Here is a 13,070-nt window from a genome sequence, read left to right on the forward strand (position 1 = left end):
CTATTCCGTCGGTTCGCCGGCGCTCTGGACGCGCCAGCCGCCCTCGACCCCGCAGGAATCGCGGACCGCGTACTCGATGGCCGTCGACTCAGTGACGCGGGCGCCCCCTTCGACCGATTCGATCCGGAGCGGCACGTCCAGCGTGTCCCCGCAGCACCCGACGCCGGTGAACTGCTCGGTCACCTGTCCCGTCTCGACGCGCCCGAGCGTCTTCCTGAGGTAGGCGCGAAACGGCGAGCCGTCGAGCTTGTCGCGGCCCCACGTGCTCAGGTCCGACGGGTAGGATATCACCACCCGCGTCGCGGTGTCACCGGTCGCCGCGCCGTCGGTCGGTCGCCGGTTCTGTGGACTCATCGATCCGAGTTAGCGCGTGACGCGGAAAGGGATTCCGTCGGACTGCGAGTCAAGCGGAAACTCGTGAGGCGACGATTCGAGTGGAAACGGGGGTGTCCGGTCGCGAACGGTGGCGGCGACGGCGACAGCGGGCCGTCAGATCAGCTCCTCGAACTCGTCGAGGAACTCGTCGTAGGTGTCGATGGCCGACTGGATCGGGTCAGAACTGGTCATGTCGACGCCGGCGCTCTCCAGCAGTTCGAGCGGGTACTCCCGCGAGCCGCTGGCGAGGAACTCCCGGTAACGCTCGGCGGCGGGCTCGCCCTCCTCCAGGATGCCCTGGGCGAGCGCGACGGCGGCCGAAATTCCGGTCGCGTACTGGTAGACGTAGAACGCGCGGTAGAAGTGCGGGATGCGCATCCACTCGCGGGCGATGCGGTCGTCGACCGCCGCGTTGGCGTAGTACTCCTCCTTGAGCCCGCCGTACACGTCGTCGAGTCGGTCGGCAGTCAGGGCCTCGCCCTGCTCCTCCAGGCGGTGGGTCTCGTGTTCGAACTCCGCGAACATCGTCTGGCGGAACAGCGTTGACCTGAATCGTTCGAGGTACTGGTTGAGGACGTGCCGGCGCAGGGTCTCGTCGTCGACCACGTCGAGCAGGTGGTGGGTCAGGAGCGTCTCGTTGACGGTGCTCGCCACCTCGGCGACGAAGATCTCGTAGGAGCTGTAGACGTACGGCTGGTGTTCGCTGGTGTACTCCGAGTGCAGCGAGTGGCCCAGCTCGTGGGCGAGCGTGTACATCGACGCCACGTCGTCCTGGTAGTTCATCAGGATGAACGGCTGGGAGTCGTAGGTCCCGCCGGAGTAGGCGCCCGACTGCTTGTTGTCGGTCTCGTAGACGTCGACCCACCGCGAGTCGAGGCCGTCGGCGAGCCACTCCTGGTACTCCTCACCCAGGGGCTCGACCGCGCCGGTCACCCACTCGCGAGCCTGGTCGTACTCCACGTCGGGGCTCTCCCCGTCGACCATCGGGACGTAGAGGTCCCACATCCGAAGTTCGTCGGCGTCGATCGAGCGGCGCTTCAGGTCGGCGTGCCGTTGGAGCACGTCGAGGTTGTCGTCGACGGTGTCGACGAGCGTGTCGTACACCTCGACGGGGACGTTGGGACCGTCCAGGGCGGCCTCGCGGGCGGTGTCGTAGTTCCGAGCGCGGGCCAGTTTCACGTCGGTCTTGACGCTGTTCTTGTAGGCGGAAGCGATGGAGTTGCGGTAGTCCTCCCACTCGTCGTAGAAGGTCTCGTACACGTGGCGGCGAAAGTCGCGGTCGGGGCTCTCCTGTAGCGTCGTGAAGTTGTTGAGGGTGATCCGCCGGGGCTCGCCGTCGGGGTCTTCGACGCTCGGGAACTCCACGTCGGCGTTGACGAGCATGTTGTACACCTCGCCGGTCGACCCCAGCACCTCGCCCAGGTCGGCCAGCAGGTTCTCGACCTCCGCCGACCGGGTGTGGGGTTTCATCCGCAGCACGTCGTCGAAGTAGTGGCCGTAGACGTCCAGATCGGGGTTGTCGTCGATGTAGGCGTCGACGGTCTCGCGGTCGAGGCGCTGGATCTCCGGTTCGAGGAAACTCGCGGCGCTGGAGGCCTCGGAGGCGAGCGACTGGGCGCGCGAGGACAGCGCCTGATAGTGGCTGTCGGCGGTGTCCTCGTCGCTGCGCATCCGGGCGTAGGCGGAGACGTTCGCCACCTCGCGCATGATCGACTCGTAGGTCTCCAGACAGTCCTGCAGGGTCTCGGGGTCCTCGGTCGCCCGTCCCTCGAACGCCCGGAGGTCGTCGAGTCGCTCTTGCACGGAGTCGAACGCCGCCTCCCACTCGTCGTCGTCGGCGTAGAGCGACTCCAGCTCCCACTTGTACTCCTCGTCGATATCGCCGCGCTCGGGCACGGAACTCATGCAGTTTTGTTCGGACCGTCCCGCCGTAAGCCTTTACCGTTCACCTGGTCCCCATATCGCTCGTTCGTCACGGATCAGTTTCTTGATCAGATCCCAGACCACTCCGGATACGACGACCTTGGAAATCCAGACCACCAGCGCTTCTACCGAAAAGAAAACCACCAGAATAACCAGACTGACCAGGACGACGTCTATCTCCGCGAAGGCGGCTGCGAGACGTCCCGTCGTCGGTCGGTCAATCATCCGCGGGTACCAGTCACTCGGTGGCGGACAGGTGATACAATTCTGATAACGGGGTGAGAACGGACACGAACCTAGGATTCGGGGCGGACGGCAGTGGAGAACGAGGGGAAACTGGGCAGCAACACGGAACTGACGAAGCCGCCTGCGTTCGGTTTCAGAAACCATATACGATCCGGCGGTACTGTCGTTCGGGACTCGCGTCCACGCAGGCACGATACGTGTGCCGTTCCTGCTTGCTTGTGCACGACGACGTTCGGTGCCCCACGATTCAGAGTGAGACAAAGACGGAACACCGCGTCTCTACGCGTGCAGAGACTCGTATCGAACCGTGAACGCGGTCGTGGTGACAACCCGTCCAGGCGGCAAATGGATGTCTAAAACCCCACTCGGCGAGTCAAAGCTGATTCTCGGCGAGTCAAAGCTGGTTCTCGGCGATGGTCCCACAACGGTTTCGGACGGCAAATGCGACGTGCCCTGCCGTTCTTATCGCGTCCCGCAGTTCGTCGCTCGTAACTGTCCTTCCAGCGGTACGTTCCAACAGTTCCCACAGATCGACATCGAAAGTCGCTTGCTCGCGTGGATTCGGAATTGCGACGGAACCGTCTCGGACCTCTTCGAGCGTGTAGTAGTTCACGTACTCGGTCCCCGCATTCGCGTTGAGATCGGGTTTGCTTGACACCCGCACGACCGTCGAAACGACCGTTGAGGCGGTTGGATCGGGAACGCTGGTATCCCGGACCACTAACGGCACGAAATCGATGGGGCTACTTTCCGAATCGGGGTGACAGCGAGGCGGGATCTCGAACGTCTCGTACTGCACCTTGTCCCGCTCGAATGTCCCCGCGATCGCCTCCTCCACGACGCCGTAGTGCGATGTGTTTGCCCGAGAGTTGAAACAGAACTCTTCTTTGTTTTCACAGAGGATCGAAAAGTCCGAGAAAGACCGCTTGTCTCGGACGATCTGTTCCTTCTCGAGCACCTTTCGCCTGATCGACTGCGGGTCGTCCACGACCACGACCTCATCGCCCCACGTACCGTACGGACCCTTCACGACGACACGACGACCGAGTTCCTCGTAGAAGTTCCTGACATCAGAGACCGTCTCGATTCGAGTAAATCGAGGGATTTCGACCCCTTGTCGCTGATGGACGAGTCGCTTTGCTTCCCGTAAGAGTCCGAGTTTGCCGGTCGTTTCAAATTGTGGGTTCCAGACACCTGTGGGAGCATTGGCGCCTTTGCTCATGGCGTTCACGTCGCTGTCGAGTGCGGTCTGAAGGGGACCCCCCCCGTCGGTGAGATTCACGTAGCCGTCAACCTGAACTGGCCCCTGGGGACGATCGTATGTGATAGTCGAGTCACGTTGTGCGATGCCACGGGCGCCTGCAGTGAGAAACACAGTACGAACGGAGTGGAGTTCGGAGATGGTGTCGACGACGGCCTGCTTGTCGCTCACGATCCACCGGTCCTTGTCGACCCACTCGTTGTCGCTCGTGTCGAAAACCGACTCCGGAAGGTTGACCACGACCGATCGTCCCGTCCCCGGGACGTTCGACAGGAAGGCACGGGCAACAAGATCTAAGACGGGTCGGTCTGACTTCTCCTCGTGGATTCGGAGGCCTTCCGGATTCGCGTTGATGTCTCCGAGTAGGTACGGGACGAACGAATCTCTCTCTGTGTTGTATGTGAGCTTCACGTCCGCACTCGTCACCACGTTTGGGAGCGTCCCTCGCCTGCGTTCGGTCGACTCGGCTCCGACGATCTCCGTCGTCGAAGCCGAAAGGTCATCCCAGTTCATCGAACTTCCGCTCACGATCGAGATAGATCGGCTGGGCCTATTACGGTTCGTTCACGCTTTGGGAAATGAACACGGACGGGAAGTCACGTCGCCCCGAATCGAAGCCAACTGGGACTCCCTTCACGACCCCCGGAGATTTACGGTCCGCAAATTCGTGCGTAGCTCTACCGTTTTTTCGCGGTCTGTTCAGAGGTCCGAAGATTCCCGTGGTCAGCGGATGGTACATAATTATATCTTGAACTGTTAAGGGTAAAATAGGACCTGGGGTGACAATCGAAGCAATGCCCAACTATGACCGAAACTCGAGCGATAAGGACACCGAGTTTGAGATGACCCAGTCGAAGGCCAGAAAGGCCAACGAGATCTTCAGCTGGTTCGGTGGGAGCGAACAACGGATTCAGCTGTTCGCAGACCTCTACGGCGGGATTTCACAGAAGGAAATGAAACGGAAGTACAACGATAGCTTCCTGTCTAACCAGCGTGAGAATCTAAACTCGTTTGGATTCTACAGGAAGGACGGTGACACACACCGCCTGACACCGCTCGGAGAGAAGGTGTACGAACCGTTCATCGAACTGTGCAGACAGGCGCAGATCGTCGAGGAACTCCGTCCGATCCTTCACGCCATTCCATCGGACAGCGATAACACCCCACCGATCGAGGACCTCTATCAGGCAGTCAGACGAGGAGAGGTTCGCGTAGTGGCGGAGAACATGGTTAACGAGTTTGCAGTCCTGACTAGCTACCGGGAGGCTGTCGGCGAATCGCAGACGCTGCGGGAAGTCGTAATCGGAATCCTTCGTCCACACGGGTTCCACGACCAAGTGACCGAAGGAGAACTTCAAGCGGAGTACATCTACCCTTCGAAGGTTCTCGAAGAGATCACGAACAACGCCGATCGACTGGAACTCGCGCAGGAACACGCCGAAATGAGCGTAGATCATCACATCATCGACGAGCAGTTCCCGTTCAATTTGAGCATTCTCGATCAGTCTGTCATCATCTGGGCACGGCGACCGACTGAAAACAAATACAGGGTGATGCTCGAGACCGATGCGAGCGAAATCAGGGAGTGGGCGACAGATCTGTTCGAACGGAAGAAAGCAGCTGCTGAGCCGGTCGATTGGTCGCAGTAACGACCCTCGAACAGTCCTATTCGGGGGTGTCCGGAGTCGTGGAAGTCCGAACTCCCAACTGATACTGCGTGCAGTTCAGTCTGTCGCCCGTTACACACGAAGGTAGTTGACACCCGGAGCGTTTCGAACCCCAGTGGGAACCAACGTGTTTCGAACCCCAGTGGGAACCAACGTGTTTCGTCCCCCGTCTGTAGCTCACGCCGCCCGCCCCTCGAATATCAGCGTCGACGGCAGCTTCGCCAGCAACTCGGGCCTGTGCTCGCCCCAGGGCCCCTCCTCGTAGTCGTCGGGGTCCGCAGACCCGGGTTCGAGCATCCGCTCGACCCGAAACCCCGCCCCGACGAGCGCGTTGTGTACGTCGGCGACCGAGTGACGGTAGGTCACCATGTCGACGTCGAGGTCGTCCTGCGGCGTGACCTGCCGACCCGTGTCGAAGTAGCTCTCCTCGATCTCGTGACTCTCGGGGTCGGCCAGGCCGTAGACCGGGTGAGGCATCGAGAAGACGAACCGGCCGCCCGAGCGGAGCACGCGGTGGGCCTCCCGGAAGCAGGCCGCCAGGTCCTCGACCCACTGGAAGACGTAGGCGTTGAACGCCACGTCGAAGCTGTCGTCGTCGAACATCCCCAGGTCCGTCACGTCGCCCTGGCGGAACGCCACGTCGGTGTCGCGCTCGTCGGACAGATCGCGAGCGAAGGCGAGTTGCTCCGTCGAGAGGTCGATACCCGTCACGTTCGCGCCCCGTTCGGCGAGCGCGACCGAGCACTGGCCGCCGCCACAGCCCAGTTCCAGCACGTCCTTGCCGGCCACGTCCAGCAGGAGCCGCAGGTCGTTGTCCGCGCTCATGCCGGTCCAGTTGACCCCCACGTCCAGATCGATGTCGTCCTGGAACCAGCGGGCCGTCAGCTCCCACCACTCCTTCACTTCCTCAGTCATACCCCGTCTGTTTCCCCCTGCTACGAAAGGTCTTGTGTCACCCCGTGATATCGTCTCAAGGAGCTTCGAGCGCACGATTTTGTAAGTGGCGCGCGCTATCGAGCGTGCCTGCCTCTTGGCAGGCCGCTCGAAATAGTCGTGCGAGGGATGAGAAGCGCAGCCTGCGAGCAGCGAGGGACCGGCGGTCCCTCGGGCCATGCGGGCGACCCGAGCGCCGCCCGCAGACATCGCAATCGGCTGGGGAGGGTCGTGGCTGTTTGCGGTGCTGTGCGGGAGCGGTCTGCTGTCCCTGGTGGATTGAAAGGGCGAGGCGCGCTCGCGTTCATGTAGTCGTCTGAGCGGGCCACTATCCGCGCGGGCGGTGCCGAGAGCGCGGATATCCCGCCTCAGCGACCGCGAGCGGGTCGAGGGCTTTCATCGGTTGCTGATTTCCCCAATCTCGACTCCAGCTAGCGAGTGGGTCGAAAGCGTTCATCGATTGCTGTCAAGTACAACCTCACTCACTCCAGCGAATCCCGAATTTCGCCGGCGACGCGTCCCCGGGTCAAAAACTCCGTTGCACGCGCTCCGAACACCTCGCGGGCGCTCTCGGAGGCGTCCTCGTCCACCTCGAATGCAACGCCCGGATACGCCACGTCCCACAACGCCAGCGGGTACGGCGCCGCGGGCGCGACGCCCTCGGGACCCTCGATCTCCTCCGCTGCGAACACCCGGTCGACCTTCCCTAGGTCGGACTCCCCACGACCGACCTCGGCGGCGAGCCCCACCACACGACGGACCAACTGCCGGGCGAACCCGCCCGCCTCCAGCCGGACGACCAGAAAGTCGCCGTCGCGCTCGACGGTCGTCGACAGATCCCGACGTGTCCCCTCGTCGTCGGGCGTGAGGTTGTGAAAGTCGTGCTCGCCGGCGAGCCGGTCGAGCGCGTCGCGAACCCGAACCTCGTCGAGCGGTCTCCCGCCACCGTCACGTGGCGCGTACAGGTGATACCGATACGTCCGCGAGACGGCGTCGTGGGTGGCGTGAAACTCCGTGCCCACGTCGGCACTGGCCCACGCCCGAACGGACGCGGGCAACTCGCTGTTGAACGCCCGGGCCGAGAGCCACGCGGGCGTCTCGAAGGCGACCGTCTGGGCCCGCGCGGACACCCCGGCGTCGGTGCGACCCGCGGCGGCGTACCCGTCGGGTTTGTCCACCCCTTCCGCCAGCACGTCCAGGTCACGGAGCGCGTCGAAGACGGCGTCCTCGACGGTCGATACGTCGGGCTGGCGCTGGAAGCCGCGGAACGGGCGGCCGTCGTAGGCGAGGCGATAAGCGCGCATCGCCGGCGTCTCCGACATCGGTTCGGCTTCGCGAGACCGGGCCTTGTCGGTTTCGGGCCGGTGCGGCCTCAGGCGGACTCCGAGACGCGGTCGGGCACGTCTTCGCCGAGTCCCTCCAGCCGGCGGCGGTACTCCGCGTCGTCGATCTCCCCGCGAGCGTAGCGCTCCCGGAGGATCGCGACCGGGTCGCGGCCTTCGGTGCCCGAGCCCTCGCCGCCGATGGACGGGTCGACCGCCTCGGGACCCTCCGCGACCACGCGCTCGACTCGGCGCTCGAACTCGGCCAGCGAGAGCGCGCCGGCGGCGTAGCGGGCGCGCAGTTCTTCGATCACTACGTCGTCGTCGGTCACCTCGTACTCGTCGAGGCGGTCGGCGACCGCGGCGACCAGTCCGAGCAGGACGACGACGCCGAGGCCGGCGGCCTGCCAGGGCGCCAACCCGACGTTGCCGGGGAAGACGGCGGCGAGAACCGGACCGAGGAGCGTCCAGACGGCGGCGACGAGAACGAGCGGCGCCAGGTCCGTATCTTCACGGGATCCGCGCCCGCGGACGGCGCTCCGGATGCGGCCCCAGTGAGCGGATCCGTCGGGTTCCGTGGCGACACGACCGACGCGCTGCCAGTCGATCCCGTCCTCGTCGTTCCCCATCGGTCGCGGATCGGAACGTCAGACAGGTGATTGTTTCGCCTCGGCGTGCGGGGCGGGCGACGGTCAGGCGAACTCGTCGTAGGTCGGCCGCTCGCTGTCGCCGGGGAACTCCGCGACGGGGACGTTCGTCTGGTCGCCGCTCTCCATGTCCTTGACGGTCACCTCGTCGTTCTCCAGGTCGCGCTCGCCGACGATCACGACCGTCTCGGCGTCGATGGAGTCGGCGTAGTTCATCTGCGCGCCGAAAGAGCGGTCGCTCACGTCGGTCTCGACGACGTGGCCGCGCTCGCGCAGGTCGCGGGCGATGCGGGAGGCCACCGAGCGCACGTCGCCGACCTGCAGGACGTAGTAGTCCGTCGCGATGCCCTCGCCCGGCCAGGCGTCGTGGGTCTGCAACAGGAGCGGGAGCGTCGAGTTCATGACGCCGATGCCGACGCCCACCGCCGGGGTCGACTGCCCGCCGAACTCCTCGATAAGGTGGTCGTAGCGGCCGCCGCCGAAGATCGAGCGCGATACTTCGCCCGAGGCGTCGAAACACTCGAAGACGACGCCGGTGTAGTAGTCCAGCCCGCGTGCGGTCGTCAGGGACACGTCGCAGTACTCCCGGACGCCGAAGTCCTCGGCGGCCGCGAGGACGTTCCGCAGGTTCTCGACTGCCGCCGCGAGGTCGTCGCTGTCTGAAAAGTCCGTCAGCGCCGACAGATCGTCGTCGCCGGCGACGAGCAGGTCGTCGAACTCCCGGGCCTGGTCGTAGGAGAGGCCGGCGTCGGACAGCAGGCCGAGGTACTCCCCCTCGTCGACCTTCGCGCGCTTGTCGACGGCGCGGATGGCCTCGGTGGTGTCCACGTCGGCGTCGAACGACCGCAGGAGTTCCCCCAGGATGTCGCGGTGAGAGACGCGGAACTCGAACTCCGAGCCGTCGAGGCCGAGGTTGGTCAGCGAGTCGGCGGCGAACGCGAGCACCTCGGCGTCGGCTTCCGGTTCCGAGGAGCCGAAGATGTCGGCGTTGGTCTGGTAGAGTTCGCGGAACCGGCCCTGCTGGACCTGCTCGTAGCGCCAGAACGGCCGCGTCGAGACCCACTTGATCGGCTTCGACAGCGCCTGCTGTTTGGCGACGACCATCCGCGCGACCGTCGGCGTGAGCTCCGGAGTGAGCGTGACGTGGCGGCCGCCCTTGTCCTCGAAGTCGTAGAGTTCGTCGACGATGTCCTCGCCGCTCTTGTCGGTCCACATCTCCGCCGGCTCTAAGGCCGGCGTCGACGTCTCCCGGAAGCCGTAGGCCCGGGCGGTGTCCTCGATGGTGTCGATGACCTCCCGGAGCGGGGCCATCTCGTCGGGGTAGAAGTCGGTGAACCCCTTCAGTCCCTCGTACATACCACCCCGTTCGGCCAGGGGTCGCTTGAACCTGTCCGTGTCGTGCGAGCGGTTGTCTGGCCCGCGATCCTACCAGTCGTCCACGTCGTATACTTCCCCGAGGAGTTCGAACTCGTCGATGTCGTACTCGGTATCGCTTTGCTGGTTGATGAGGTACTGGTCGTGGAAGTAGAACCGATAGTGACTGTCACTGTGACTTCGCACTCCGAACCACGCGTCGGTCACTTCGGTCACCACCTGCGGGTTCGTCCGGCCGTTCCACCGGACGAGGCTCCCCTCCTCGACTTTGTTCATCTCTGTCGAGACCGGCGGTCGAGACATCTAGTGTCGAAGTGACGGATCGAGTCTGAGTATTTGGGACCCAGAGTCGATTCGGGTCTGTTCTCACTCGGTCCGCCCCGTCACCCGCGACTGGACGTGCTCGGGGAACACCTCCGAGACGGTCCCCTCGCCGTGCTCGTCGGCCATCAGCGCGCGAAGCTCGGTCTCGTAGTCCCCGGTCGGGAGCTGCTCGCTCGGGCCGGTCTCCACGTCCAACAGCCGGTCGGCTAACTCGTCGATAGCCCCGCGGCCGTAGCCCGCGAGCGGGCGGAGGTAGTCGATCCCGTTCCTGTCCTCCAGGCTCTGGGCGAACGGTCGATCGATCACGGGCGCGCGGTCGTCGCGGCGGGTACCGTCCGCGACCGCCGAAAACGATCCCCCACCGACCGCCGCGCGGGCCGCGACCGTCTCCAGGGCGTGCTCGTGGACCAGTTGAATCCCGTTCCGGGGGTAGCCGTCCGCGACCATCCGGTCGACGGCCTCGCGAGCCACCGACTCGTCCAGTTCGACCCGTTCCACGGCAAGCCCCACTCGTTCGCCGGCCTCGCGAGCGGTGTCGACGACCGCCGGTCCGTTCTCCAGCGCGAACGTGCAGCTACACAGCACCACGTCGTAGAACGGGTCGAGGAGCGTGGCCGCGAGCGCGGAGTCCTTGCCGGCGGAGAACAGCGTGGCGACCGTCGGCATCTACCGGCGCTGGATGTCGAAGCTCTTCTTGTCCGGCTGGAGCTCCTTGAGGAGCTGTTTCATCTTCTCGTCGTCGATCTTGCCCTGGATGCGGCCGCTCTGGGCGAGCGCGAGCACCTGCTGTTCGACCTTGTCGCCGAAGTCGGGTTTGGACATCTGGACGGTGTTGAGCCGCTTGCGTGCCTCGTCGGTGAGGTGCTTGCGCAGCATGGCCTTCTTCTGGGCCTCGCGCTGTTCGCGCTGGGCCTCCATGGCCTCCTCGTCGACGCCCTGGCCCTGGCCCTGACCGCCCTGTTCCTGCATCTGCTCCATCTTCTCCTGACGGAGCTTCTCTAACTCCTCGTCGTTCGGTTCGCCGCTCATGGGGGTCCCTTGTCGAGTCGCGGGGAAAACGATTTCGGAGCTATCGGCGCGACGGCCGGGCCATCTGGGGCGGCGAAATCGGGAGAACGGCCCGCAGAACGTTCAGGCGTAGCGTTCGAGTTCCGGACGGTCCAGGTCCTCGAGGACCTCGCCGGCGACGTCGTCGAGGAGGCTCTGGCCGTCGGGGGTGATGCGGCGGCCCTCGCCCTCGGCGGTCTGGACGTAGCCGGCTTCCTCGAGCTGCTGGAGCGCCGTTCGGACGATCTTGCCGCTGCCGTCGGTGGTCTGGTTCGGACGGACCACGTAGCGGTTGGAACCCTGCTTGGTGCCGCCGTAGGCCGTCCGGAGCGCGCCGACGCCGGTGGGGCCGTCGACGGCGACTTTCCGGAGGAGGCTGGCGGCGCGGATCTGCCAGAAGTCGTCCTGTTCGGGCGGCAGCTCGCGGCCGACGCCGGTCTTCGTGAACTTGAGCCAGTCGGGTTCCTGTACCTCGTCTTCCTCGTCGAGGCGCTCGGCGACCGCCTCGTTGAGGTCTTCCGCGGGCACGTCGTAGAGTGTCGTCATTGCAGATGTCTTCCGGAGCGGCTCATTTAAGGCCATCGTTCGCCGGACGGGTACGGGACGGAGACACAGGGGAAACGAGGCCGACCGAAGGGAGGCCTCGACGGAGCGAGCGAGGAACGTCAGTGACCCGCGAGCAGCGTGGTCCGAACGCGGTGAGGACCACGAAACAGCGAGCGAGGAACGTCAGTGACCCGCGAGCAACGGGAAGGTGGCCGTCGCGAGGGCGCGGCCATGGCGGGAACCGTCGGTCAGTCGCCGACGCCGAGGGCGAACGCGACGCCGCCGCCGACGACGGTCGGGAAGACGTAGGTGGCGCCGCGGTGGACGAGGACGGCCGCGCCGGCGACGCCGCCGGAGATCCCGGTCGTCGAGACGAGCAGGGCGATCAACACGGCGTCGACGCCGCCGAGTCCGCCGGGCAGCGGCGTCATCCCGGCGACCGCCCCCATCGGGACGACGAGCAGGACGGCCGAGAACGGGACCGCGTGACCCAGCGCGTACACCGACAGCCACAGCGACGCGCACATCGCCAGCCAGCCGAGCGCCGAGAAGCCGACGGCCTCCAGCAGCGTCGCGCGGCTCGTGGCGACCCGTTCGATGGCGCCGAAGAAGCCCTCGATGCGGCGCTCGATCGCCTCGGCGGTGGGCGGAGACCTGCGCGGGACGACCCGGCCGAGAAAGCGAACGACGGGCGTGGCCGCGCGGACGACGGTGGCCTCGAGTTCGTAGCGGTACTGCCAGCCGAAGTAGGCGGCCGCGGGGATACCGACCGCGAGGGCGACCAGGGCGGTCGTGGCGAAGACGAGGTTGCGCCCGAACTCCGCGGCGCCGGCGACGACGAACGTGAGCCCCACCATGGCGTAGCCGATGGAGGGGACGAAGTGGAGCGCGTCGACCGACGCGATGGCGGCCAGGCCGGTCTCGTACTCGCTGTCGGTCGCCCGCGAGATGAGGTAGCCGCTGACCGGTTCGCCGCCCGCCTGACCGAAGGGCGTGACGTTGTTCGAGAAGACCGCGCCGGCGAAGACGAACCCGCTCATCCCGACCGAGAGGGGAGCGTCGAGCGCGCCCAGTACCGTCCGCAGCGCCATCCCCCAGAGGAACAGCCACGCGACCGCGACGCCGAGGATCACGAGCAGGAACCGGGGTTCGATCCCGCGAAGCTCCGAGAGGATGTCGCCGATGCCGACGACCCACACGAGCGCCGCGAGGACCAGCGCAGCGCCGACGAAGCCGACGACCGTCGCCCACCTGTCCCCGTTCATGTCGGGGTCGAAGGGCGTCCGCGGCTTGAACCCTCCGGAGTGGCCGCGAACGGCGGACGCGACCGCCGACCCGCGCGGACCCGAGCGCTCCGTCGGCGACGGACCGTCGCCCCGCTCGAACCGCAGGGGGTTTCCCGGGA

General features: G+C 65.4%; 14 protein-coding genes. 1 reads left to right on the forward strand and 13 read right to left on the reverse strand.

The features are described 5' to 3' along the window. The 4 genes from HZS55_RS05125 to HZS55_RS05140 form a co-directional block, all read right to left on the reverse strand. Window positions 1–354: a hypothetical protein gene (locus tag HZS55_RS05125; RefSeq protein WP_179910659.1), complete on the reverse strand. Its 354-nt coding sequence runs from the start codon at window positions 352–354 to the stop codon at window positions 1–3. 135 nt (window positions 355–489) lie between these two features. Beyond that, window positions 490–2,280 (reverse strand): oligoendopeptidase F, encoded by a 1,791-nt coding sequence (pepF, locus tag HZS55_RS05130; protein ID WP_179910660.1) that lies wholly within the window; start codon window positions 2,278–2,280, stop codon window positions 490–492. A 33-nt stretch (window positions 2,281–2,313) separates the two neighbouring features. Further along, entirely contained in the window at window positions 2,314–2,523 is a 210-nt protein-coding gene (locus tag HZS55_RS05135; protein WP_179910661.1) for a hypothetical protein, read from the reverse strand. Window positions 2,524–2,938: 415 nt separating this feature from the next. After that, window positions 2,939–4,318, reverse strand: a complete 1,380-nt coding sequence (locus tag HZS55_RS05140) for a hypothetical protein (RefSeq protein WP_179910662.1) — start codon at window positions 4,316–4,318, stop codon at window positions 2,939–2,941. Between the two features lie 281 nt (window positions 4,319–4,599). On the opposite strand from HZS55_RS05140, the gene HZS55_RS05145 reads away from it, so the two are divergent. Next, complete coding sequence (locus HZS55_RS05145) at window positions 4,600–5,454, forward strand: transcriptional regulator FilR1 domain-containing protein (protein WP_179910663.1); 855 nt, start codon at window positions 4,600–4,602, stop codon at window positions 5,452–5,454. Window positions 5,455–5,649: 195 nt separating this feature from the next. Here the strand turns inward: HZS55_RS05145 and HZS55_RS05150 are convergent, their stop codons facing one another. From HZS55_RS05150 to HZS55_RS05195, 9 genes are all read right to left on the reverse strand, one after another. After that, complete coding sequence (locus HZS55_RS05150; RefSeq protein WP_179910664.1) at window positions 5,650–6,387, reverse strand: class I SAM-dependent methyltransferase; 738 nt, start codon at window positions 6,385–6,387, stop codon at window positions 5,650–5,652. Window positions 6,388–6,887: 500 nt separating this feature from the next. Continuing rightward, window positions 6,888–7,709, reverse strand: coding sequence for a tRNA pseudouridine(38-40) synthase TruA (gene truA, locus HZS55_RS05155; RefSeq protein WP_179911793.1), 822 nt, complete (start codon window positions 7,707–7,709; stop codon window positions 6,888–6,890). Window positions 7,710–7,777: 68 nt separating this feature from the next. Continuing rightward, window positions 7,778–8,356 (reverse strand): SHOCT domain-containing protein, encoded by a 579-nt coding sequence (locus HZS55_RS22555; RefSeq protein WP_246308360.1) that lies wholly within the window; start codon window positions 8,354–8,356, stop codon window positions 7,778–7,780. 63 nt (window positions 8,357–8,419) lie between these two features. Next, entirely contained in the window at window positions 8,420–9,730 is a 1,311-nt protein-coding gene (gene hisS / locus HZS55_RS05170; protein ID WP_179910665.1) for a histidine--tRNA ligase, read from the reverse strand. Window positions 9,731–9,799: 69 nt separating this feature from the next. Continuing rightward, the gene (locus tag HZS55_RS05175) at window positions 9,800–10,024 is read right to left on the reverse strand and encodes a hypothetical protein (RefSeq protein ID WP_179910666.1); all 225 of its coding nucleotides are present in this window, start codon (window positions 10,022–10,024) and stop codon (window positions 9,800–9,802) included. 90 nt (window positions 10,025–10,114) lie between these two features. After that, on the reverse strand, window positions 10,115–10,738 hold the full coding sequence (locus HZS55_RS05180; RefSeq protein WP_179910667.1) for a DUF7411 family protein: 624 nt from the start codon (window positions 10,736–10,738) through the stop codon (window positions 10,115–10,117). After that, entirely contained in the window at window positions 10,739–11,101 is a 363-nt protein-coding gene (locus tag HZS55_RS05185; RefSeq protein ID WP_179910668.1) for a DNA-binding protein, read from the reverse strand. Between the two features lie 102 nt (window positions 11,102–11,203). After that, window positions 11,204–11,665: a 30S ribosomal protein S19e gene (locus HZS55_RS05190; protein WP_179910669.1), complete on the reverse strand. Its 462-nt coding sequence runs from the start codon at window positions 11,663–11,665 to the stop codon at window positions 11,204–11,206. 248 nt (window positions 11,666–11,913) lie between these two features. Beyond that, the gene (locus HZS55_RS05195) at window positions 11,914–12,930 is read right to left on the reverse strand and encodes a lysylphosphatidylglycerol synthase transmembrane domain-containing protein (RefSeq protein ID WP_179910670.1); all 1,017 of its coding nucleotides are present in this window, start codon (window positions 12,928–12,930) and stop codon (window positions 11,914–11,916) included. Between the last annotated feature and the right edge of the window lie 140 nt (window positions 12,931–13,070).

The organism is Halosimplex rubrum (genome assembly GCF_013415885.1).
In the GTDB taxonomy this organism is placed as follows: Archaea; Halobacteriota; Halobacteria; order Halobacteriales; family Haloarculaceae; genus Halosimplex; species Halosimplex rubrum.